General features: G+C 41.6%; 17 protein-coding genes and 1 pseudogene. 5 read left to right on the top strand and 13 right to left on the bottom strand.

Features of this window, described 5'->3' with window-relative positions; genetic code table 11:
- Positions 1 to 108: 108 nt before the first annotated feature.
- Positions 109 to 1,482, bottom strand: a complete 1,374-nt coding sequence (locus tag IPJ09_13910) for a Gfo/Idh/MocA family oxidoreductase (GenBank protein ID MBK7372507.1) — start codon at positions 1,480 to 1,482, stop codon at positions 109 to 111.
- A gap of 87 nt (positions 1,483 to 1,569) precedes the next feature.
- On the opposite strand from IPJ09_13910, the gene IPJ09_13905 reads away from it, so the two are divergent.
- From IPJ09_13905 to IPJ09_13895, 3 genes are all read left to right on the top strand, one after another.
- Positions 1,570 to 1,917, top strand: coding sequence for a cupin domain-containing protein (locus IPJ09_13905; protein MBK7372506.1), 348 nt, complete (start codon positions 1,570 to 1,572; stop codon positions 1,915 to 1,917).
- 151 nt (positions 1,918 to 2,068) lie between these two features.
- On the top strand, positions 2,069 to 4,276 hold the full coding sequence (locus IPJ09_13900) for a TonB-dependent receptor (protein ID MBK7372505.1): 2,208 nt from the start codon (positions 2,069 to 2,071) through the stop codon (positions 4,274 to 4,276).
- Between the two features lies 1 nt (position 4,277).
- Positions 4,278 to 4,637 carry a transmembrane 220 family protein gene (locus tag IPJ09_13895; GenBank protein MBK7372504.1) on the top strand — a complete coding sequence of 120 codons (360 nt, stop codon included), beginning with the start codon at positions 4,278 to 4,280 and terminating at the stop codon, positions 4,635 to 4,637.
- 33 nt (positions 4,638 to 4,670) lie between these two features.
- Here IPJ09_13895 and nadB read toward each other — a convergent pair whose 3' ends face one another.
- From nadB to IPJ09_13860, 7 genes are all read right to left on the bottom strand, one after another.
- A complete protein-coding gene (nadB, locus tag IPJ09_13890) occupies positions 4,671 to 6,275 on the bottom strand; it encodes an L-aspartate oxidase (GenBank protein MBK7372503.1) in 1,605 nt (534 codons plus the stop codon).
- A gap of 274 nt (positions 6,276 to 6,549) precedes the next feature.
- Positions 6,550 to 7,365, bottom strand: a complete 816-nt coding sequence (gene murI, locus IPJ09_13885; protein MBK7372502.1) for a glutamate racemase — start codon at positions 7,363 to 7,365, stop codon at positions 6,550 to 6,552.
- 438 nt (positions 7,366 to 7,803) lie between these two features.
- Positions 7,804 to 9,093, bottom strand: coding sequence for a beta-lactamase family protein (locus IPJ09_13880; protein MBK7372501.1), 1,290 nt, complete (start codon positions 9,091 to 9,093; stop codon positions 7,804 to 7,806).
- Between the two features lie 112 nt (positions 9,094 to 9,205).
- Positions 9,206 to 9,913, bottom strand: coding sequence for a hypothetical protein (locus IPJ09_13875; protein ID MBK7372500.1), 708 nt, complete (start codon positions 9,911 to 9,913; stop codon positions 9,206 to 9,208).
- Between the two features lie 409 nt (positions 9,914 to 10,322).
- Entirely contained in the window at positions 10,323 to 11,237 is a 915-nt protein-coding gene (locus tag IPJ09_13870; GenBank protein MBK7372499.1) for an alpha/beta hydrolase, read from the bottom strand.
- 40 nt (positions 11,238 to 11,277) lie between these two features.
- Complete coding sequence (locus tag IPJ09_13865) at positions 11,278 to 11,571, bottom strand: hypothetical protein (protein ID MBK7372498.1); 294 nt, start codon at positions 11,569 to 11,571, stop codon at positions 11,278 to 11,280.
- Positions 11,572 to 11,631: 60 nt separating this feature from the next.
- Positions 11,632 to 14,913: a hypothetical protein gene (locus IPJ09_13860; protein MBK7372497.1), complete on the bottom strand. Its 3,282-nt coding sequence runs from the start codon at positions 14,911 to 14,913 to the stop codon at positions 11,632 to 11,634.
- Positions 14,914 to 15,108: 195 nt separating this feature from the next.
- Here IPJ09_13860 and IPJ09_13855 point away from each other — a divergent pair, with 195 nt between their 5' ends.
- Positions 15,109 to 16,845 (top strand): DUF4091 domain-containing protein, encoded by a 1,737-nt coding sequence (locus IPJ09_13855; protein ID MBK7372496.1) that lies wholly within the window; start codon positions 15,109 to 15,111, stop codon positions 16,843 to 16,845.
- Positions 16,846 to 16,849: 4 nt separating this feature from the next.
- On the opposite strand, the gene bcp is transcribed toward IPJ09_13855, so the two are convergent.
- From bcp to IPJ09_13830, 5 genes and pseudogenes are all read right to left on the bottom strand, one after another.
- On the bottom strand, positions 16,850 to 17,299 hold the full coding sequence (bcp, locus tag IPJ09_13850) for a thioredoxin-dependent thiol peroxidase (GenBank protein MBK7372495.1): 450 nt from the start codon (positions 17,297 to 17,299) through the stop codon (positions 16,850 to 16,852).
- A gap of 95 nt (positions 17,300 to 17,394) precedes the next feature.
- Entirely contained in the window at positions 17,395 to 19,143 is a 1,749-nt protein-coding gene (locus IPJ09_13845; protein ID MBK7372494.1) for a M23 family metallopeptidase, read from the bottom strand.
- A 137-nt stretch (positions 19,144 to 19,280) separates the two neighbouring features.
- Positions 19,281 to 20,355: pseudogene (gene meaB, locus IPJ09_13840) on the bottom strand (methylmalonyl Co-A mutase-associated GTPase MeaB).
- Positions 20,356 to 20,484: 129 nt separating this feature from the next.
- On the bottom strand, positions 20,485 to 21,525 hold the full coding sequence (locus tag IPJ09_13835; protein MBK7372493.1) for a hypothetical protein: 1,041 nt from the start codon (positions 21,523 to 21,525) through the stop codon (positions 20,485 to 20,487).
- Between the two features lies 1 nt (position 21,526).
- Entirely contained in the window at positions 21,527 to 23,383 is a 1,857-nt protein-coding gene (locus IPJ09_13830; protein ID MBK7372492.1) for a family 20 glycosylhydrolase, read from the bottom strand.
- A gap of 92 nt (positions 23,384 to 23,475) precedes the next feature.
- Here IPJ09_13830 and IPJ09_13825 point away from each other — a divergent pair, with 92 nt between their 5' ends.
- Positions 23,476 to 25,314, top strand: a complete 1,839-nt coding sequence (locus tag IPJ09_13825) for a hypothetical protein (GenBank protein MBK7372491.1) — start codon at positions 23,476 to 23,478, stop codon at positions 25,312 to 25,314.
- Positions 25,315 to 25,336 lie beyond the last annotated feature (22 nt).

Below are 25,336 nucleotides of genomic sequence, written 5' to 3'. Positions count from 1 at the left end.
CAAACCTGAAATTGTACTATTCGCTACCACCCTTTAGTGTTAATCCTATTCTTGTATACTATTTGCGCCCAAATAAGAGGTAAAGCAAGGTAAAAATTTACGTACCTATTATACTCCAAAAGGCTCTCGCTGTGCTCTGGATAACATGGCCCTGGCCTCGGCATCATAGATGAAGTTTTCTTTAGCAGGATCCCAATATATCTTTCGATCAAGTTTCATCGCAATATGATTTAACAGGCAGGCGGTACAAGATCTATGGGCTTCCTCCACCGGAGCTATAGGGTTTTTATTGTCGCGAATGGCTTCTAGCCAGTTACCATGATGTTCTGCACTGACTTCAAAATGAAATTCATTAGGTCCTATGACGGAAGTAAGGAGCTTTGGATCACTCGCGTCTAGTGGTTTGGTACCATCAGAGTTGACAGGATCAGAATCGGTCGCACGATAATTTCCTCTGGTCACCCAGATCCAACCATCTGTCCCTTCAAACTTGATCCCATTGGGCAATTCGTTGCTGACGATCATATGTACTCCATTGGCATATTTGGCTTCGGTACGAAAGATACCATGTACATTCCAAAGGCCGCTTTTAGGAAAGTCAGCATGACCCCAGATCTCAATAGGACCCGTACGTTCTGTACCCATGCCCCAATGAGCGGAATCAATATGGTGCGCTCCCCAACCGGTGATCATGCCGGCGCCAAACTGTTCGCAACGCAGCCAACCCGGTCGGTCATATCCCACCTGGGGATGAACTCTCTTCTCCGTGTAATACACTTCGGGGGTGCTACCGAGCCATTTGTTATAATCAAAACCGGCAGGTACGGGCATTGCAGGCTCTTCATCGCCGGAAGGATCACCAGGCAACCCAACATATACTTTTTGTAACTGACCAATTCGGCCGTTGCGTACCAGCTCTGCTGCATATCTAAATTGCGTGGAAGATCTTTGTTGGCTGCCTACCTGGAACTTTATATTACTGGCCTGTACGGCATTGGACATTTTACGACCTTCTACGATGGTTAGCGAAGCAGGTTTTTGCATATAGATATGTTTGCCGGCTTTGGCGGCATCAATAGCTATCCGGGCATGCCAATGATCAGGAGTAGATATCAATACTGCATCGACATCTTTATTTTGTAACAGCTCTTCATAATTGTTATATACGGTGACGCCATCATAATCTTTGCCTGTTTTTTTTGCATAGACACCGTTCACCAGTTTTTTAGCATCCTGGGCACGATTATTGTCCAGATCACATACAGCCATGATCCTGGCATAGTCATACTGCCATACACCAGGCATGTCATGTGTGCGTGAGATACGACCTGTACCGATAGCCCCTACATTGATTCTATTGCTGGGAGCGTTTTTGCCAAATACACTGGAAGGTACGATCGAGGGAAGGCTTATAGCAAAAGCTGTCTGAGCAGATTTTTTAATAAAGTCTCTTCGGCTTTTGTTGGATAAATTTGTTTTCATATCAATCAAAATAATAAATGAAGATTAAAGATACTCGATCTTAGCATTCATCATTGGAGTTTCCATTTTATATAAAAACATAAATTTATGCATTTACCTATAGATAAATCAATATCAGCTTTGTCGAAGCAATCATCCCCTTTTATCAAACTTTTTACCCATGGTAGTTTGAATATTGAACTGTATGCACCACACCTGGTAGATGATCAAAAACCTCATACCAGGGATGAAGTATATATCATTGTTTCAGGAAGTGGTCGATTTCGAAATGGTGACCAAATAGTCGATTTTGGACCAAAAGATTTTTTATTTGTACCTGCCGGAGTAGAACATAAGTTTTTTGATTTTACAGATGACTTTTGTACCTGGGTGATATTTTATGGGCCTGAAGGTGGTGAGAAAGCCGCTGAATACGATGGCGTCAAGGAGCAATAGATGGTATGCAATTTTCAATTATCCCTCGAAAGTTCAAACACTTTGCTGACCAGAATCATCTTTCATTTTTGCTCACTAGCAGGATAAACTTGTATTTTTATGCCCATGTGCAGAAGGTGGTGTCTTATTATATTTTTTGGGTTCGCTGTTTTTGGAATTAATCGGTCAGACCAATATCAACATAAAAGGCGAGGTCCGATCAGCGTATACTTCCGGCGCTATAGCATTAGCCACTATCGTCTATACCAGCCAGGATGGGCATGTGTGGGAGGCTATCACTGACAGCACAGGACGATTTGAGATACTTCAGATTGTGCCGGGCAGATATAATATTACGATCAAAGGTGAAGGTTACCGTACCAACGAGATCGCCAGATACCTGATCGGCAGGACCAATATTCTTCAAAAATTTGAACTTACTCCAGCTTCCACAGATCTGCCGGAGCTCGTGATTACAGAACAAAGGTCTGGTCTGTTTATACACCCTCTTTCCAATGCACTGTTGGTCACCCGGGAAGAAACAGAAAAATTGCCTGCTGGATTTTTTGATCCCGCTCGCCTGTTTACCAGTCAATCAGGGGTCACATCGATGAATGACGGGGCCAATCATTTGGTGATCAGGGGCAATAATCCTGCCTTCGTCAAATGGATGATCCACGGCACCGAAATACTCAATCCCAATCATCTAAGCAATGCCGGTACTTTCAGCGATCAGGCGAGTCCCAGCGGAGGAGGTGTCAATATGGTGAGTGCCTCTGTCCTGGACAATACCTATCTGTACAAAGCTCCGTACTCTGCTATGCAGGGCAATGCTTTGGCAGGTGCCATCGATCTGAACTTAAGAAATGGCAATATCGAAAAACTGACCACCGAAGCTCAAATCAGCTTGTTGGGGATGGAGCTTGGGCTGGAAGGGCCCCTCTCCAAAAATGGAGCTTCATTCATCACGAGGTACAGATATTCTACCGTAGGGCTGCTTTCACAACTTGGAGCACAATTTGGGGATGAAAACATCAACTACCAGGATGTCATGGCCTCCGCTTCGTTTCCTTCCAAAAAGAAAGATTTGAATTTTTTCTTTTTCACCGGTAATAATATGAATGACTATGTGGGTAAAAAAGATCTGGCTGAAAGAACTATACCAAAAGAATGGAGCAATATTCTATTCAAAGGCAATCAAACTCTTGGTGGCATCCTTTATGAATACAGAATCAATGCACATCATCGATTGATGACGGACCTGGTGTATTCTCAACTTAAAAACAAACACTACACGGAGTTGATAGACCGCCCATCTACCTCCTCAGAAAATCAACTCTACGAACGAAAGTGGAATCTTCACCCCAGGTGGATAGCTGTATTGAATGATAACCAGGTATGGACGACAGGATTTCAACTTCAGGCTAACAAGGATACCTATAATTACCTGGCCGGAGGTATTCCGACTGAATTTGCCTGTTGTAATGATCAGGACAATACCACCCTCCAACCTTACAGCAATCTATTGATAGAATCCGGCAGGCTTTCTGTCCAGACCGGGCTGCATGCTATGGTGGCTCACGAGACTTCGATCGATCCGAGAGCCCAGATCTCCTATAAACTCGGCGCTCAGCATTCCATTCAATTCAGTGCAGGAAAATATTCTCAAATCGCGACTCCATTTGCTTACTATTTGTCCAATAATAATCTGTTGATGCGCTCACTGCAAGCTCAGTTAAGTATCCAGGGAGAAAAGAAAAATACCCAATGGAGCATAGAGGGGTATTATCAATATCACTATAATGTGCCTGGGGCAGCAAATACACTTTCCTTAATCAATGAAGCACCTGCACCACAGTTGTTTGTTACGGGCGACGAATCCACCGGCAAAGTGGTCGGTATGGAAGGGAACCTCTCAGGCAATCTCGGCTTATGGCGATATACTGCCAACCTGGCATTGTTTCATGCAACTTATGAATCTGTAGCAGGCAATACTTATAACAGCCGATTTGACCAAAAATATCTTGTTCATACGAGCATTGGTCGTGAGTGGGAAAAACAAAAAACAAAATTTAAAAAATTGTTTGGATGGTATACCGCGTTCCAGGCAGGGGGAGCCTTAAGGGATAGCCCATTGCTATTTTTTCCTGCTCCCATCGAACCATTTTCCATCACGCGGCAGGGACTGTTCAGAGCAGATCTGAGAGTATATCGAAGACGGTTTTATAAACATCTCAATACCATGCTCGCACTGGATATACAGAATCTGACCAATCAACAAAACTTCGGTTCATCTTATTATGATGGCTATACAGGAAGAGTCGGCTATAACTATCAGTTAGGTATCCTTCCAAATATTTCGTTTACTATAGAATATTGATATGAAATACATTTATCTCGTACTCGCTTTGATGTTTGTACTTTTTGCCCTGGTACAATACAATGATCCTGATCCCTATATCTGGGCTCCTTATTATCTTTTGATCGCAGCTATCTGCTTTATCCAATTCAGACAGCGGAAATATCCCTGGCTGGTGTGGTCAGCGCTTTTATTGACTATCGCCTGGTCGGCTTTTTATATACCCGATGTGATAGACTATTTTAAAATGGGTGAGCCTAATATCGCCTCGGAGATGAAAGCGACCACACCGTATATTGAAAACATGCGGGAGTTTCTCGGCCTGGTCATCTGTCTGATTACCTTGGGCAGTATCCTGATTAAAAAGGACATTATTACTTAGTAAGGAAGAATTTTTACCGTTAGCAACCGGATTTTACAACAAAGTATTCTCCAAAAATCCATGTTCCTCCGGATAATCGGTAGTAAAATGAAGGCCACGACTTTCCTTGCGAAGATCGGCTGACCGGGTGACTAAATATCCGATAGATATTAAATTGCGCAATTCACATAGCTGGGGAGACAGCACAGTGGTATTGTAGAGGTCTTCAGTCTCATTGTATAATATATGTAGTCTATCCATAGCCCGCTTAAGACGGACATTGGATCGCACGATACCCACATAGCTACTCATGATCTCCTTGAGTTCTTTCCAGCTTTGTGTGATGAGGACCATCTCTTTAGGTTCGGTAGTGCCGCTGGCATTCCACTCAGGGATAGCATTTTGATAATCGACGCCATCTATCACTGCATGGATGTCCTCAGCGATGCGTTTACCATATACCAGGGCCTCAAGGAGTGAATTGGATGCCAGGCGATTGGCCCCATGGAGTCCGGTACTGCTGCATTCTCCTGCAGCATATAGGTGGTTGATGGTAGTTCGTCCACGCTGGTCTACTTGCACCCCTCCACACATATAATGGCATGCCGGCACCACCGGGATCATAGCTTTCATGGGGTCTATGCCGATGCTGATACATTTATCATAGATAGTGGGAAAATGGGCTACAAAGGCTTCTTTCTCCAGGTGCCTGCAATCGAGATAGACAAAGTCATCTCCCCGTACTTTCATCTCGTTGTCGATGGCGCGTGCGACGATGTCCCTGGGAGCAAGCGATTTGCGGGGATCATAACGTTGCATAAATTCTTCGCCATCTTTGGTTTTGAGAATAGCGCCAAATCCCCGTACGGCTTCTGAAACGAGAAAATCCGGATTGTCGCCGGCAGGATTATACAAAGCTGTAGGGTGAAACTGTACAAACTCCATATTCTCCACCCTGCCTTTGGCTCTGTAGACCATGGCTGGTCCATCACCGGTCGCGATTTGAGGGTTGGTGGTATTGCGATAGATTTGGCCGGCTCCTCCACTGGCCAGGATGGTGATCCGTGCTACCCAGGTCTCTATTTCTTTGGTGGCTTTATTTAAGATATAGGCGCCGTAACATTCTATATTGGGTGATACCCGTGTCAGGGAATATCCCAGGTGATGCTGGGTAATCAGGTTGATGGCATAATAATGCTCTTTGACAGTAATATTGGGAAAGGAATTGGCCTTTTCAATCAGGGCTCTCTGCATTTCGGCCCCACTGAGGTCTTTATAATGCAAGATGCGATTGACACTATGGCCACCTTCGCGACCCAGGTCGTAATCGGCCTCTGACTTAGTCTTGTCAAAATGCGTACCCCACTCGATGATCTCACGCACACGCGCAGGACCCTCTGTGACTACATTGTACACAGCTTCTTTGTTACAGAGCCCATCGCCTGCATCGAGAGTGTCTTCGATATGTTTGTCAAAATTGTCTTTGGTCTCGTCCCAGACAGCGGCGATACCGCCCTGGGCATACCTTGTATTGCTTTCGAATTGCACAGTTTTGCTTAGGAGGGTTATTGAAAGTTCCGGCCTGAGCATGGCCATCTGTATCGCTGATGAAAGTCCCGCTACCCCTGATCCGATTATTAATACATCCGTCTTATTCAAAATGATTCCGTTTTTTAACTTTTAGCAAAAATAAGATTACTCTATTGGTTTGTGGTTTTTAAATAAGTGATTTGTCATCTAATGGACCAGTTTTAGAAAGATAAGCTTGGTTGGCACCTTGATCTTTTAGTCAAAATATGGATGAGCTACACGGGCTATTTAGAAGTAAAAAGTTCAGTGAGTACCACAGTAGTTGATCATTTGAAACCGCCAGAACAAACAATTGTATTCAACTAAGCTATAATACTATAATCCGGGATATGAATCGTATGATCTATCTCCGCATGGGTAGCAGAAATCGTTTCACCAAAAAGACACTCGCCCGGCTATCAAAATCATTTTCGGAGTCCGTGGTGTAAAACTTATAATCACTGTGTTGCCCGATCCGTGCCTCAATTTCCGGATGCCTTTGCAGATAATCTGCCAGGCTATGCGCGACGATAGGACCCTGGCTTAGGATATTCACTTCGGGCCAAAACTTTTTGATCTTGGGTACTAAAAGCGGGTAATGGGTACAGGCCATCAGGACCGTGTCTATATCTGGTGATTGAGCTCTGAGGGCATCGATGTACTTTTTGATATAATAATCGGCTCCTTCATTATCATATTCATTGTTTTCCACCATAGGCACCCACATTGGACATGCTTGTTGAAAGACTTGGAGTTCAGGGAATGATCTGTGTACCTCTATCAGATAGGATCCGGAGACTACTGTGCCTGTAGTCGCCAGTATACCGATTTGCCCGGATTGAGTATGGTGACCTATTACTTCTGCGGTTGGTCTGATCACACCCAATACCCGGTTGTCCGGAGCCATATGGGGTAAAGCAAAATGTTGGATATTTTTCAGCGCTTTGGCAGAAGCGGTATTGCATGCAAGGATGACCAGGGGACAGCCTTGATTAAAAAACCATTGTACACATTCTAAAGTGTATTGATATATGGTTTCAAATGATCGTTGACCATAAGGTGCTCTGGCATTGTCACCGAGATAGATATAATCATACTGTGGTAATACCCGGGTGATCTCTTTAAGGATGGTCAGTCCTCCGTAGCCGGAGTCAAATATTCCTATGGGTCCTTTACTCATATTGTATGCAAAGGTAGTGTGTCAGGGTTTAATTTTTTTGGAATAGGTTAGAGCAGAAGCTTTTGGTATAATGGGTAAAACTTTAACTAGGCGGGGGGAGGACATAGGGTGGTTGGGGTGAAACTCCTCCAAAACGGCTATGCTTTGCGACGGTTTTGAATAGCCAAACTGGCGTCAAAGTACTTGTTCTAACAGGTTTTTTAATTTAAGGTGATAGTGCATTTAATATCAAAATATCAAACGATTTTTTTAAAATTTCTGCAAGCATCTCTGTCTGTCAATTTTTAGTTTTTGTATGTCTGTTGTGAACTGTCTTAGCATGACGCATAACGTTTTAGTGTAGCAACAGTGAGGGATTGAGGGCTTCAAACCTGTCAAGTTACACCGAAGTTTATGCGGGGCAGGGTGCTTGAATTACCACAGAAACCCTTATTGCTGCTACACTTTGTTGGCAGCAGTTTTTCTTTTCTTTCGCCATACTTCAGTCCCTATTACTAAAACACTAATCAAAAGTATTCCTGTCAATATTATTTTGGTCATTTTCCCAAGTAACATAGTAAAAAGCAATGTGTCAGTTTCTCCTGTTTCCAAAAATACCCAGTCGCTTGCTATTCTTGTGGCTAAATCTGGGTTACCTGTTTCTAAAATAATTATCCCGTCACCAGTAATTGGATTTATTCTTATTGCAGTATTAATTGGTGGAGTACTTTTCCCATCGTGTCCAAAAATGTCTTCATTGTTTTCAATACCGATATATAGCATACAGCCCAAACCATATATTCTTTCACCCATTATATCCCAATGTGATTTTCTCATTAATTTTAAGGATTCAGGACTTATTTGCCCTCTGCCAATAGGTTCACCGTTTTTGCCTTTTAAGAAAAGTTGAAAAAATTTCTCTAAATCTGATAATGAAGAATATAAAGAGGTCGCAGCCAAAGATGTGTAATACAAATGTGGAGCTTTAGTATTATCGGAATTATAAAACTCACAAAGTCTATTTTGTAAAGTGTCATTTAAAATATAAGTACTGATAGTCATATTTAATGGTTTGAACAATCGGTCTTTCATAAAATCATTGTAAGATTGACCACTTGCTTCCTCAACCAATAACTGCAAAAGAGTAAACCCACCGCCAGAGTACTTCCATTTTGAACCGGGTTCAATCCCTACTTTTACTATACCGCTTGTTCCTTTATCAGCGTCTTTTGCATTGGTAAGCGATTGTTCCAGTGATTGAACAGAATCCCTGCTTTCAAAACCATTGTAGCCTAGCTCATCAGTTAAACCGGCAGTGTGGCTTAATAACCCCCTTACTGTCACCTGTTCATTATCAAATTCACTTGGTGGTAGTTGCCATCTTTTGAGGTACTTACTAACAGGAGTATCTAAATTTAATTTACCTAATTCAACCAATTTCATTATTCCTACTGCAGATACAAATTTTGAAAGAGACGATACTTGAAATATCGTGTTATTGTCAACTTTTTTATTTTTTGAGTAAAACAGTTCATTTTCTATCGCACCATCTTTCATTATTGCCATAGCAAAGTTGCCTACAAATTCTTTTTCTATTTGTTGATTTACGGCTTCGGTAAATAGTTTAGGGTTCTTATTGTCTGTAAAAGGCTTGTGCCACCAACCTTTCAGTGTGCCGTAAAATGCAATACCACTCCATAAAATAGATAGTAAAATAAATGTAAAAATGTATTTAAAGATTCTTTTCATTTCCTAAATTATTGAACTCGCGGTCTTTTTTTAAAATTGCTGCCAACGGACAGTATATGCGTAGTTCGACCGTTTAGGGAGGATTATCGCATATACATTGTGTGTGCTTTCGTTATTGCAATAACATTTGGGTATTCAATTTTTTTAATATTTCATCAATTTCCCGATTAGTGTCAATTAATTGACTTTGATACCAGGCCATATGCACAAAATGGTGATACATATCATCCAAGAGTTCAGAAAGCTGTGAAGCACTCATGTTTTTTTTAATTCCAATTCGTCTTTCATGACTGTATTTCTTACCAAGGTAATCCCATCTTTCATCGCTTATTTCACCATTGTCAATTAATCGTGTATAAGTGGTATTATAAAGCACAATAAGTGAACTTATAATGTCCTTGTTTTTATAAGAATTGATTTGATTACCTGAAACTGCTGACTGAAAAGAGCCAGAGATTGGATAAAATGTTCGTTGACTGGTAAAATAGATTTTAAATAAAGAATCCACTGCCATTTGATTCTCATGGTAGATTTCCGGTAAATGTGTGTTAAAGATATTAAATACTTTAATCTTTGGAATTTGTAGTTGTATAATAATGTTAAGGTATTCTTGGTCCTTCTTTAAATCAGTTTTGATGCCTTCCAGAAATTCCATTTCAGCAAAAGCGAGTTTTCTGTTTTCATTCCAGCTATTAATTTGAAAGGCAATCAAAATTCCTATAACGACCAATACAATTTCCCCGATGGCATATTTTAGGTATTTGCTAGGTGCATTTTCTTCCAGTAATTTTTGTCTAATTTGTCTAAAGAATTTTATCATTGGTTAAGTTTGTTATAATGAAGCACAACATCTGCGTTTACGCATGTTCTATTTCGTGTATTTTCTAATATCCACTTAAGCTCATACCTTATTGTATTAGCCCTTTTTTCAATAATTATCTGATATTCAATAAATTACTTTACATTATATGGACACAAACGGCTACAATTATTTACATTCACATATACTATAAATTCTAAGTCGTAATTTTTATTTAAAACAATTTAAAATCTCTATCACCACTTTTCTACCCAAATCTAATTGCTTACCTAGCAATCTAAAATCATAATCAGGTATTTCAAAATTGCGCGCTGACTCTATAAATTTAATCAAGAGATTGAATATTACAACACTTTGGTAGGTCGGAGTGAAACTCCTCCAAAACAACGGGAATGGAAGACTGAAAACTCTAAGACTTCTTTTTTAAGATGTCTTTTTTGATCCAGGCAAGACAATCATCAAACCAGTCTACTGGTGATGTAGGGTTGTGCATACCATATCCATGACCACCTGCAGTATAAAAAAAGGATTTTACGGGCACTTTATTGCGTTGACAGGCCGCGATAAAAACGATGCTGTTGGCTACCGGAACTGCCGGATCATCGTAGCTGTGCGTGATATACACCGGAGGGGTAGAGGGAGTCACCTGCAGTTCGTTGGAATAAAGCAATACCAGTTTTTCATCCAGGGGATGGTTGGGCGACTCCCGGATAAGGTTGTCCCTGCTTCCGTGGTGTGAAATACTATCGGCAAAGCTAATGACCGGATAATTGAGGATCATAAAATCAGGTCTCAAACTGGCCTGGCCTGGATTGTCAATCACAGCGGTAGCAAAATGGGTGCCAGCCGTTGAAGCGAGGTGTCCACCTGCAGAAGACCCAAGAATACCTATGAGGTTGGGTTTTATTTTCCAGGCTTTTGCATTTTCCCTGACCAATTGAATAGCGCGCTGAGCATCCTGCAGTGGCACGGTCGATTTATTGATTACATAGAGTGGATTGGGCATCCTGTTTTTCAAGACGATGCCTGCTATTCCTTGATCTGCAAATCGCCTGGCCATATCGTGACCTTCATGATCTATAGCCAAGCCTGAGTATCCGCCACCAGGACAGATGATGACAGCAGCACCTGTATTCTTTGTAGTTGGCAAATAAACATATACTTCAGGTGCGATGATCCTGGTAAGGAAATGTCCTGTCTGACCATTGGCTGTGATAAAAGTGCGGGCAGTGTCCCTAAGCCCTTCATTAACCTTGTTATTTGGTATAGTACCCGAATACAGCGGCATAGATCGTTGAGCTGAACTGTGCAGAGCTATTGCCATAAGTAAAATAAAAAGAAAGCGGTATTTCAAAATGGAGGGGTTAATTCAGGTTCACTTTTGGCCAAAGGCTTACTGAATTGTTGAATATAAATAAGGAATGAATTTCGTAAGTAAAATAATCCCGAATCGGGAAGTTATCCAGCATAGCTCTGACTTGATTTTCATTCTCCACCTGGAATACTATCCAACCCTGGGAGCGATCCTCATTGATAGCATACATCTCTATAATGCCCTCCACTAAAAGGTCATTGACTATTTTGCGGTGAGCTGGTAGCAACTCCCAAAAGTCGGCATCAAATGGAGCTAAATCAAGATGAACAATAAAACTTCCCATGTAAGTGGTTAAAATTAGACATTTATATTTATGTGCCCTAAAAACAATGGAATTCTTTTTTTAAAAATCTGAGCCCAGGGAAATATAAAACCTGGGTTTGAGAATCTCCCTGGTTTCTATTCCCCAGGCATAATCCACTTTCAACTGATAGCCCATCAAAGACATCCGCACACCGGTACCATAGCCTAATACCAATGGATCCCTGGCGTAGACCAGATCTATGGTCACCTTAGGGTTGGATACAGAAGTAGTGTTGAGGGGACTGTTTTGGTCAAATGGATTTTTACCAAACCAGGCGGTACCTGCATCTGCAAATGCTACTACCTGCAAGTTACGTAGAAACACAGAACGCAGCTCTCTATTGACCAGGTATTGGACGATAGGTACTCTCAGTTCGGTATTAAAGAGCACATAACTGGCACCATTGCGTATATTTTGTTTGAATCCCCTGAGATTGGTGCCTAAAGCATTATAAGCATAGTTATTGTCATTTGGGATCGGTGTGTCCTCATCGTATTGTGGGGTCAACCAATTATCCACGCCGCCGAGGAAAAACAAAATTCGCTCAGATCCAAAAGAAGTGGCGCCACTCAATCTGAAAGCCAATATACTTTTGCGATCGAGCCCAAGGTAATGTCTTGCATCAAATCCCAATACAGTCATAAAACCTTTGGCCAGATCCAACTTCCAATCGTCTACAACCTGAATTTGCATCTTTTTGATTACCTCTCCGTATATCTTTCCTCTTGTACCGGTAAATCGATTGATATCTATAGGCGTAGTATTGTCATAGACATATTCTCCTCTTAAGCCCAGTCTTTGCGTTGAGGAAGCTATTTGATCTAAACTGGCTGGATCTGTGGCCAGCACAGTAGATCGATCAAATCGCAAAGTAGTAGCTAACCTGGCGCTTTGATAGGTGTCAAACGGATATTTCCATTGATAAATAGCGATCATGGTCTTGTTGCGGATCCGCTGAGAAAGGATCGTACTGAGGTCTTCAGTGACATAACGTGTCTGTCTGTATATAGCCAGTCGTTTATCTATCCGTTGTTTATTATTGTCAAAAGTTAGAAAGTATTCGGTGCCGTTAAAATTGGTGGGTATACGCACCCCACCTTCCATGACATAGTCTTCAAATATATCCTTGATTTGAGCTTTGATCAAAAATCCGGCTGGAGGATATTCAAATCCACGTTTTTGGCCAGCATAACTATTGAGCCCACCGAATAACAATCCATTGTCCATGGTGGTGACCATGTCATCCAGCTTAAACTTTAACCTGGAGGCAATCATCCGTGTAAACTGAAATTTATCTGGTATTTCTGTTTTTAGTGGATGAAACTCAGTGGAATCCAATTTGTTCTGAATGTCCGCTATTTGTGTTTCATTTGCTTTTTGCTGAGCAGTGATGATGCCCGCCGGATCAGGAAATTCACTTTGAAACAAACTAATTTCCTTTTTAGGTGAAGCAGGAGCAGGGCTGCTTATTTCACCAGGAGAATTATAGATCAGTTGGGAGGAGTAGATTTTCTTTTCCTTTACCTGATGATATCGGTAAGTAGTGAGACTGGCATCTATGGTGTCTGTCTTGTTGACTACATCTTTATACAGTTGATAGTATTTGCCATTTTTGATCACTCCTGCACCCACCTGGTCAGCTGCATGATAGGATAAATAATCATGATCACCGTGAGTGGAGAGGGTTTGTAAAACTTGCCCCTGCGCATTGAGTTTAATGGTTTTTCTTTGTTTTACACCCTGGTCATCCTGCAGAAAACTAATCTGATCCGGGCCTGAGATAGAAGGAAGATCCAGGTCGTAAAACTGGTTTTGTGTAAGCCTTATCAGTTTTTTACTTTGCTGATCACCAGATACTTCGTAAGGATAAAAGTACAAGTTAAAAGGTTGGATAGGCATCAGTGTGTCTACAGGCATGGTGAACAAGGTATCCAGAGCCCGATTGGATTTGAACAGGATACCTTTTTGGCCGAAGAGTGTACCATAGGAAGCATTCAGATCATCGTAAAAGTCCTGCGTCAGGCGCTTACTCTCCCTGGTCAATGGCAGATAAAGATATAGATCAGACAGTGCATCTGTGCTTGCATTGAGTAATAATGTCTTGTCATCCATCCAATCGACCTGGTATATCCGCTGATATTCGGGTGATATTTTATCCTTGCTGAGATCACCGGATTCTACATCTAATCGGTAGAGCATCCACGTATCATGTTTTTCTGTGACTAGTGCCAGCTCTCTATTATTTGGGTGCCAGGCAAATACCGGTATAGTATAGTCCGTCTCCTGTACATTGTTTTTTACACCTCCGGACAAGACTTTACGAGGTTTGCCTGATCTGAAGGATTGTACATATACTTTGTATCTGCCACGATTATTCACTGCATAAGCTAAAAGGTTGCCATCCGGTGATACTCTGACTGAATGCACCGGCAGTCTTTTTTTGTTTTTAATGGCCAGTGCTTGTTGAGGATGAAAAGATTTGAAAGCATTTTTGTCATCCTGATAGTTTTTTCTAAAATAATCCAGCGTAGATGAAGCAATCTGCTCGAATGGAATACCCAGGATGTATAAAAAAGAGGATTTAATGTTGCGGTTGATCCTGGCCAGGTAGAGGATATTGGAGACATTGGACTTGCCGTACTCCCGGGTCAGGTAATTCCAAAACGCATACCCCATGAGCCGTGGATGGTCCCTGGCCAAAGTTTCAAATTTCTTTTTACTGGATACCGTCTGCAGTAAGTCTCTGAATTCATTGTCAGTTTTGACACTCCATTCTTCGCCCAGATATGCGATCAGCCCTTCTTTAAACCAATCCGGGATTTTTAATTGTATGGATTTTTGGACCAGGCCGGATAATCCACTACCATAGATCATGGCATTTAAGTATACTTCGCCGATACCTTCTCTGATTTGTTTTCTCAGGTGATTGTGATCGCCATCAAAATAGACAAATACTTTATTGCCCAAGACCGTAGTCCTGTTGTTTTGACTGATAAATACTTCGTCAATACCAATATTAGACTGTTTGAGGTCACTCAGATCGGTATAACAGATCAGTTCTATTTTGTCATTGAGTTTGTGCTCCAGGATGCTTTCGATACTTTTAAAATCGTATTCAGCCATAGACAATGCCAACTGCCCTACATTACGTGCCTTGCCATACCAATAGGTGACGAAATTTTGGGTTTCATACATGTACCAGTCATCAAAATCATCATGATGCTGCACCCGATTCTTACCAAACTCTGTCTCAATACCACTCTGGGCCCGCACACCAGTAGTCAGCCAAAAACAAAATAAACATAATAAGTATCGAGACATGAGCAATAAAGATAAAGGATTTTTGTATTCAGATTGAGCGGTCCAAAATTAGTTTGAGCTGCACTAGCACATTAACGATATATTTTGGTGTTGAGTAGGCTTGTAGCTATAAAGTTTGCAGGCAAATACATATTAAAGTTTCCTACATTTAGAAGATAAATAAAAACTAACATTAAAAGGATAGCGCCATCACCTATGAAGTACATCGTCCATTCAAGTTCCGGTCTATTAAAAAAATTGATAGGAGGTATCTGCATCATCTCCGCAGGCATACTAGGATGGTATTTGGTAAAAAAACCGGCGGCGATAGGAGATCAGGCTCCGCTTGAAAAAAGCTTCAAATTAAGTTTTGTAGATGACAACATGAGATATGCCCAGGATGTATGGCCTGAAATCCAGGAGGTCAGAACGCTTGCGCGCGCAGGATGGAAAGGTGAAACCTTGAATGCCCAGGTGTTAATATGGAGTGAAAAACCCATTAAAGCTATACACGTTATACCTACTGAATTGACCGGTACCAAAGGAAATGTCCTGGCCAAGGAAATAATTGGACATGCTTTTGTGCGCTATGTACTGACAGACAGTTATGGTGAAGGATGTGGTGAGCATGCTATCGACTTTAATGGTACTTATACTGTACCAGATCTATTGGATAACACACCTGCCTCTTCGATGCCCGGGCTTTCGGCGATGCCGATTTGGATCAGTATCTCCCTTCCGCCCAATATCGATGCGGATAATTATACCGGTTTCATCCAGGTCATCACGGATGACAAAAAAACACAACTCCAGATACAAATAAAAGTCATCGATCGGACCTTACCCCCACCAGATCATTGGTCGTTTGATCTGGATCTCTGGCAACATCCTGCAGCGATAGCACGTATACACCAGGTACCTTTGTGGAGCACTGCTCACTATGATGCTATGCGACCCTATTATCAAAAACTGGCTAGCCTTGGCCAAAAATGTATCACAACCGGTATCATTCATGAGCCATGGAACCATCAGACCTTTGATGATTATCCTTCACTGATCCGTTGGACCAAACACTATAATGACCATTGGAGTTATGATTATTCGCTTTTTGATGAATATGTATCCTTTGTCTTAAGTTGTGGGATCACCGGGCGGATCAACTGTTATACCATGATACCCTGGAAACTTTCATTTGGATATTATGACGAGGCTTTGGCCAAAGATACTTTTCTGTTGGCAGAGCCGGGTAGCACAGCCTACAAAAAACTGTGGTTGCCCATGCTGAAGGACTTTGCCCAACATTTGAAAACAAAAGGATGGTTTGATAAGACCAGCATCTCGGTTGACGAAAGACCCTTAAAAAGTATGCAGGTGGCCATCAGCATACTCCATCAAGCCGATCCGGATTGGAAAATAGCTTTGGCAGGAGCCTATCATCCGGAGATTGCGCACGATGTTTATGATTACAGTATTGCATCTGCCTGGATGTTTGATTCCACCATCCTGGCAAAAAGAAAATCGGAGCATAAGCCAAGTACATTTTATACCTGTTGTGTTGAAGCATTCCCTAATGGCTACACGTTTTCACCGCCTGCAGAAAGCACCTGGCTGGCCTGGTACGCGGCTGCGAAGGATTTTACGGGATACCTTCGATGGGCATTCAATAGTTGGACAGTGGACCCTTTAAAAGATTCCCGATTTACTTCCTGGCCGGGTGGAGATACCTACCAGATATATCCCGGGCCCCGGTCTTCGATTCGATTGGAAAAATTGAGGGAAGGCATTCAGGACTATGAAAAAATTCAGATCATCCTGCAGGACAATTCAACTTCCGGTATCCAGCGGGCAGAAGAATTAAAAAATTTTCTGACTACTATTAATATATCCGAATTGAAGCAGACCAAGGCTCAGGACATGTTGCAGCCAGGAAAAAAGATTTTAAACTCGGAATAATTATTCATTGGAGGATCTGTGCTGCATGGGACTTTGATTTGACTTCATCTATTATGCGTCTGACAATTCCATTTTCTAAAACAAAAGTAGTCCGGAGTACACCATCATATTCCCGACCAAATAATTTTTTTGGTCCCCATACTCCAAATTTTTTTATAAGCGTCAGCTCCGGATCGGAGATCAGTTCAAATGGCAGTTGGTATTTTTTTATGAAATTCTGATGTTTGCGCTCAGAGTCAGGACTCACTCCATAAATTTTAAAACCGGCATGCTGGAGCGCAGCATAGTGATCTCTAAGATTGCACGCTTCTTCCGTACAAGTTGGTGTATTGTCTTGAGGATAAAAATACAGTATAACTTTGCCTTTGGACAAGTCCTCCTGCGTGATAGTAGCACCACTTTGTAGCCTGTTTGTAAATGATGGAATTTTGGAACCTTCTTTGAGCTTAACCATAATCGCCAATTAATTTATAAATCTTTGATGAATGAAGTCCGACCTAATATGTTCATTTATTATTTTATGAAAGTCCGACTTAATCTTTTTATTTGTTATTTAAGAAAAGTCTGAACGAAGGTCTTTGCATTGCCCCGGTCGTCTTTGACCTGAATGCGCAAGGAATGTTTGCCTGATTTTGTCCGATAATCAAATCTGTGGGTGATCACATCATTTCTCGAGTCTAGTTCCATCAATATCCATTGACCGTCAATATATGCGTCGTAGACCAGTTCTTTAGCATCCCCGGATACTCCAAAATTGTCTAATATTTTAAATTTCATGTAAGTATTTTTGGTCATATCCGTCTTAAAAGTGACAGGTTTGATCGTCGGAGGGATCGTATCTATTTTAACCGCAAAGCTTCCGAAAGAATTTACATTGGTTTCCAGCCAATCTCCATTCCATTTTCCACCCTGATTGGATACTGAGTTGCCACTGATTGAAGCTATGACTGCTTTCTTCATCAAGTTGGCGGGGAGTCCAGATGGTTTAATGGCAAGTTTGTAGGATCTGTGGAGCGGAGTAGAAGGATCATGAATCTTATGGACTAATGAATAAGAATTTTCTTTGGCTTGGGTGGAATAATCCAAGTAAGTATCTGTGTATAATCGATTGGCAGGAATATCGATTTTTACCTCACCTTTTTGCATAGAAAATGGTTGGTCAAAAGATACTAATTGTGATCCGCCCGGTAGTGATTTGGGTGGGCCATCACTGCGTTTTAAGAATAATTTAATCTCAGATTTATTGTTTTCATGGTCGTAGACTTCAATTCTGATCCGGCGTAAACCATCTGTAGATCCTGGTAGCGATATCCAGCCATCATCTTTTTTCTGATAGATAGGCAGCTTGTTTCCAGCCAGTCTAAAAAGCCTGTGATAAACCTGCCTGCTCTTGGATTGCTCTTCATAGTCACGATGGGCATTGGAATATCTCATCTGATCAAAAGAAAATGTGTTCATGTCAAATTCATATTGAAGGGATTCATCCACAAATAGTTTGATGCCGTATACCCCCAATCGCTGGCTGCTCTGGAAACTTTGATCATACGTTTTGATTGCCATTCCTGCAAAATCACTATTGAGCAATATGGTATCCTGTTCTAGCTCAAACCTGGAAGGGATCTTATTGCTTACCGGGAGTGTCATAAGTGGAAAAGGGATACCTTGTTGTTTACCATAAACTTTAAGTGAAAAGATTTTGGGAGCATCTGTATCTTTTACCGTAATGCCAAACTCTAGCGGATTAAGTACTTCTTCCGTCATGCTGTTACGTACTTCAAAATGCAGATGGGGTCCCGTGGAGCTGCCGGTATTGCCGAGATAAGCAATGATTTGACCTTGCGTTACAGGAAAAGTAGTTGCAGTCAATGAAAGATCCAACTCGAAGCGTTGTCTTTTGTAATGCTCTTTGTCAATGTATTGTTCAAGCTCTGGCATAAATCTGTCCAGATGTCCGTAGACGGTAGTATGCCCATTGGGATGTGTAAGATAAAGGGCTCTTCCATATCCGTAGGCTGATATTTTGATTCTGGATACATATCCTTTAGCTGCTGCATAGATGGGTTCACCGACTTGTCCATTGGAGGATTTGATATCGAGGCCTGCATGAAAATGGTTAGAGCGAAGCTCACCAAAGGTACCTGATACGGATATCGCTCTTTTTAAGGGAGAAGAAAATAAAGCAGCCACCTCGTTGGAAGGATCTCCAACATGTTCTATAGGCAGCCTGTATGCCGGCGTTTCAACCTTTTCACCAATCCCAATCAATAAGATAAACCACCAAAACAATAATCTCAACATCAAGTGAATAAATTTGAAGCCAAAGATATATTAAATATATTTTTAATATGTTACTTTAACATTTTTACTAAATTAGTGAAAATTTTTTTATTTATTAGCAAAGCCGATTCAATGTAATAAAAGGAACTCATGGATATTTATTCCCGGCTGATTAAATTTTTTAATTTTTTGATATAATCCAGGCTCAATTTATTCAGATCCTGGTCAGGCTCGAGGGTTTTGGATTCTATTGATTTTAAGATTTTGTGGTTACTCCATTTGTGCCATTCCGAAAGCCATGCATATTGTGTCTGGGTCTTAAAGATTTTGAGTCTTTGTGATTTTCTTTTTTTATACCAGGCTCCTGATTTTTTTTGGTCGTTTATCCACAGAGTTAAATAAGCCTCTATAAGTTCTATCCCTTTTGAATAGGTGCTGGAGCAACGCATTACTTTTATTTTTTTATCGGCTAAAAGATTCAAGGCTTGCTGATATTGATGCTGCGTAGTTTTAGCAGCATCTTCAAGTCCTGAATCATCTTTATTGACTATGATAAGATCAGCTATTTCGGTGATACCTCTTTTGATACCCTGCAGTTCGTCGCCGCCTCCGGGACTGATCAGTAAGATGGTGAGGTCAGTAAGATCTTTGACCGTTAATTCGGATTGACCTACACCTACCGTCTCAATAAGAATATAATCGTACCCGGCGTATTCACAGAGTTGGATGCATTCGCTGGTACGTAAATGAACTCCTCCAAGGTCGTCGCCTGCAGGAGAAGGTCGGACAAACACACCAGGCATCTGTGACAAGGTCTGCATGCGAGTTTTGTCACCAAGTATACTTCCTCCTTTTATGGGACTGCTAGGGTCTATGGATAACACGGCTATCTTTTTAGTATCATCATCTAATAGATTTGATGCCGAAAGATTCTATAAAAGAGCTTTTGCCTACACCTGGAGGCCCCGTGATGCCTATTCTTATCGAGCCTGCTTTATTAGGTTTGCACTTGCCCAATAGGGTAATTGCTTTTATTCTGTCCGATGCTGATTTGCTTTCAATCAGCGTAATAGCTTGCGACAAAATAGCCACATTGTTTTTTTTTATTTCAGACGGCCATGTATTATAGGCAATAGCAGACCTTCCGGAAGAAATTATTTTTTTCGCGAGAGGATTGATATAACCAGCACCTGATGATTTCACGTAGTTAAGCTTTTTAAGGAAAAAAATAATATGGTTAATTACATTAATTGGGGATCAAAATCGTCAATTTATTTGATTATATGTATAAGCAATGGGAGAAAGGCCGGCGACCCGGAAAAGTTTCGGGTGATTTGGTGGTACGCTTACTGCTCGCCGGCCTTATTTTATCTTCTCTTCCTGTAGCTTAATATATTCCGCCCATACTTTTTCTACAATCAATTTAGTCAATCCTTCAATTACAAAGGACCCTTTCAGCGGATCTGCTATTTGTTGAAAAAACGATTCCTCTCTCATGATATATTGGGTTTTGATACCCCAGGCAGGATTTTGATGCTGACGCTCCGGAGCTTCGATTGATAATGCATCAACTCCTCCCACCAGGACACCCACTGCCAAGGCACTGCTGCGGATCATATGGTCATATTTGCCTCCATCAGGATTATTTTTAATGATCGCCGAAATATATATCGGATGATGATGGTCATCCAGTCCTGCGCTCCAAAGTAATTGCATCCATAGCAGGCGCATAGCTCTGATCATACAAATATTTAATACCAGGTCATCACCCGGCATATAATCGATAGCTACTGAGGATATCAATTGCTGTGGGTCATGATGTAAACTTAGAGATTCAATAGAGCGTGCGAGGTGATTCCAATAAGCAGCAAGATCTGCAGCAGTATCATTGTGATTAAAATTAAAAGTAAGCTGTTTAAATGCAGAAAATTTTGAAAAATAGGGACCCTGTGTTTTGTTGACCATGACAGGAAGATTCCACCAGATACCTTTTAGTCCGGTATTCTTTTGCATGACCAGGTACTTACGCAAAGCATCATTGGCTTGTGATGACTGCAGATCAACTTGTATTCCAATCCAATCCAGATGAACATCCTGAAACAAGGTGTTCCAATCGTAATCCGTTTTTTGACCTCTCAGCCGGATATAGCCGGCGCCTAGCTGTAAAGACTCCAACAGGTCTTTGTTGGTGTGCAGATCGAGATTGATGTCAGCGACGATATGCCATGGAGTCGCGGCCTTCAGGCATGTAGGATGAAAGAATAATTTTTTTTCTTCAAATGGCGAAATTCGTGCTCCATCCCAGATATAATCATAGGTTGAGAGATCACCCTGTTTTAGTTCTGATCGAACCTTCTCTAACCAGGTAGGGTAATCTACATTTGATCGAATGACACCATCCATGCTATTTAGCTCTTGATACCAGATCAGCGCGAGGGATGGCGGCCATACGACCTAAAATTTTTCCATCCTTTACAGTGACGAATCTCAAAGTCACATCCCCCATAGGTATCTCGAAAGGACTGTTATATTTTGTAGAATATTGGTCAGGAAAGGTATTGTCCATCGAGTAATAAATGTCAGTCCCCGGCATTTCTGTGGATAAGGTACAGATGATATCATCCCCTTGTTTTTTGACGGTCGCTGTAGCATCGTGAAGTGATCGGGATACATTCCATTGCAATTGATCAAATAATTTAAAATGGTGTTCAGTACGTTGGATAAATGAATCCCAATTTTTAAGGGACTTAGGACTCCAGGCCGTTTCCGCCAGGGCAAATGCTCGCGGATAAGTCATATAAAATGCGTGTCTGATGGTTGGCACTTTTTCTGACCAAAGATTGGCTTGAGCTCCAAGGATATATTTAGGGTCTACCTCATCTGGTACTGGTTCGAGGGAATATACCTTTTGCAGGGTGAGCGAAGCATAGATCCAAAATTCAAGTGCACGATCTCCCTGCATATAGTCTATATAGGTGTAAGCCTGTGGAGTCATAACGACTTCATGTCCTTGCTGTGCTGCTTCTATTCCGCCTTTCATACCACGCCAGCTCATCACTGAAGCTCCAGGAGCCAGTCCACCTTCTAAAATCTCGTCCCAGCCGAGTAATTTTTTGTTTTTTGAAGCTACTATTTTTTCAAGGCGTTTGATAAAATAGCTTTGCACCTGGTGGATATCTGTAAAGTTTTCTTTGGCCATCAATGCTTTGACTGCGGCATTTTCCTCCCAATATCCATGGTAACACTCATCCCCTCCGATGTGGATATAAGGATTGGGAAATAACATAGCTACTTCTGTAAATACTTTGTCGAGATATTCATATACCAGTTCATTGGCGGGATTGAGGGTATTATCGATGAGCATCTTAAAAGTGCCATTACCATACCACTCAGCGAAATTAGTCCCGGGATTGACATATACTTTTTCGTGGGTGCAGGAGAGCTCAGGGTATGCAGCCAGCATCGCCATAGAATGACCGGGTACATCTATTTCAGGTACAATGGTTATCTGATGATCGGCGGCATAACGAACCAATTCCCTGACCTGCTCATGGGTATAAAAACCACCGTAGGGAGTTGCCTCCCCTTCTTTAGGACTTTCCCGATCACCAAAGGTGCCTGCCCGCTCCACTCTCCAGGCACCTACCGAAGTCAGTTTGGGCAGAGATTTTATTTCGATTCTCCAACCATTGTCGTCCGTGAGATGAAGATGAAGTGTATTTAATTTGTAGAGTGCCATGGCATCGATATACTGCTTGACCTCATCCACGGTAAAAAAATGCCTGCTGACATCCAGCATCAAACCACGCCACCCAAACCTGGGGTGATCCTTAATCATGGCGGATGGTATTTTGTAGATGCCCCGATCCGATTCCAGTGGCACCATTTGCAATAGTGATTGGATACCATAGAAAATGCCTGCTGGTTTGTTGGCAGCGATCTGGATGATCTTTGACTTGATGGTTAGAGAATAACCTTCGTCGCCCAGATCAGCGGAGGGAGATTTGAGTATTTCTAAGTTGATCACATTGGTCGATCGATTTTTGGCCTGCAGACGGAGAGATTTGACGATCGGGCTGGAGATAAGATGATCTGCCAGCTTTTTCAGATCTTCACTTTTGGAGGATATACCCACTGCGGAACCCGGCTTCAGTGCAAAATACCCCGAGCCGGCCTGGTAATCTACAGGCATCGGTATGATCGGTGACTGAGCCCTGAGCAGGGAAATGGTGGAAAACAAAAGTATAAATAGTCGTTTCATCTAGTAAATAATGATAAATTAATAAATTACAGCTCCAAATTTAGTCATACTATAGCAGCTATTGGCTTAGCAAACAAAGAAAAACAAATCCATTGAAATCAAAGAAACACCTTCAACCAGACCCGGCGTCGAGCATTATGCCTTCACGAAAATGGAAATGGTTCGTCATAATCCTTGCATTGGTAGTCAACCTGGACACCATCCGATATGATTTTACCCTTGACGATCCCCTGGTCATCACGGGCAATGCATTTGTACAAGAAGGGTGGAAGTCTATTCCTAAAATATTTTCTACTGTCAATCTTGAAGGCTACAGTGGTGAAAAGGAATCCAACTACCGTCCATTGTCTATCAGCCAATTTGCTATCGAAAAAAGCATATTTGGGTTGAACCCGACAGGATTTCACCTTTTGCACATACTCTATTACAGTTTGGTCTGTATGCTGGTCCTTGTATTTCTGACTTTAATTCTTAGAGGTTTGGACCCATGGATTCCTTTTATCATCACGATATTATATACTATACATCCTATCCATGTCGAAGTGGTAGCCAATCTCAAAAGCCGTGATGAAATCATGGGTATGATCGGCATTCTATCCAGTCTGATTTTAATTCTCCGTCCGACAAATTCACTGATGAGCAGACTGGCCCTGGGATTAACTGCATGTGTGGCATTTTTCTCAAAAGAATCCGCCTTGCCATTGATTCTTGTTGCCCCTTTGACTTTATATTTTTTTAGAGAAAAGAGTATTCGACAGATCGTGTCGGATTGTGCGCCGATCTGGATCGCTGCGATCCTTTATCTGTTTATGAGGCAAGTCATCGCCAGAACACCAGGGCCCAACTTTACTCTTGAAGAAAATGCTTTATTCTACTTTAGTGCCCCTGAGCGATGGTTTGCAGCTTTGGCTTTGATAGGACACTATATTCAATTGATGTTATTTCCTTTGACTTTGAGGGCTGACTATTCTTTTGATCAATTGCATTTGAGGGGGTGGTCTGATCCCTGGGCGTACGCAGGTCTATTGATATTGACCATCGCTGTGTATATGGTAGTCAGAGGGTTCAAATCAAAAAGTATGTGGAGTTATGCCTTGATTTTTGCCGGACTGTTTTATAGTGTAACAGCCAATATCCTGGTGATGACCGGGGCTACTTTGGCAGAACGATTTATGTTTGTCCCTTCTTTGGCTTTGATGATATTGTTTGTGTATGCGGTTCAGTCACTTTCTAACAAACTAGCCTTATCGAGAAAGGTAATGTTTGGAATATGTGGTGTATTTGGACTTTTTTGGGTGATTAAAACATTGGATCGCAATCCGGACTGGAAGACCAATGACCTTATCTATGAAGTGTCTGTCAGGGACTCTCCTCAAAGTATCAGAACAATGACCAAAATGGCCAGAAGTAAATACAATCAGGCCCTGGATCCCATGAATCAAGCGAGCAAAGAGGCACTCCTTGCTGAAAGTCAAAGCTTGCTTGATAAATCTATTGGTCTTTATGATGGATATGGATTGTCCCATTTACTCAAAGGGCTTATCCTTAGATTGCGGAATGATTACCCCGGAGCCATAAAACAGCTGACGATGGCAAGTACTTCCAGACAGGAAGCGCCGACTGCACATTTGCAGCTGGGAATTACCTACAGAATGATGCAAAATGATGCAATGGCTACCAGAGAATATCAAATGGCAGAATCCAAAGGGCTGAAGTCGGCTCTATTGTATCATGAGATGGCAACCTTATATGCTGATACGAATCAACCCCAAAAAGCAGTAGAATATTACAAAAAATTGAACGACCTGGATCCAAAAGATAAAAACACCCTCAGCCAATTGGTCAAAATCTACCGGGACGAGTTAAATGATACGGAGCATGCCAGGTTTTACAATGAAAAGCTAAAACAACTGATAGAAGCTAAGCAATGAAAGATCATCAAATGGCTTAAAA

Source organism: Saprospiraceae bacterium (assembly GCA_016709995.1).
Taxonomy (GTDB): domain Bacteria; phylum Bacteroidota; class Bacteroidia; order Chitinophagales; family Saprospiraceae; genus JADJLQ01.
This window is presented reverse-complemented; position numbering and strand designations above follow the sequence as displayed.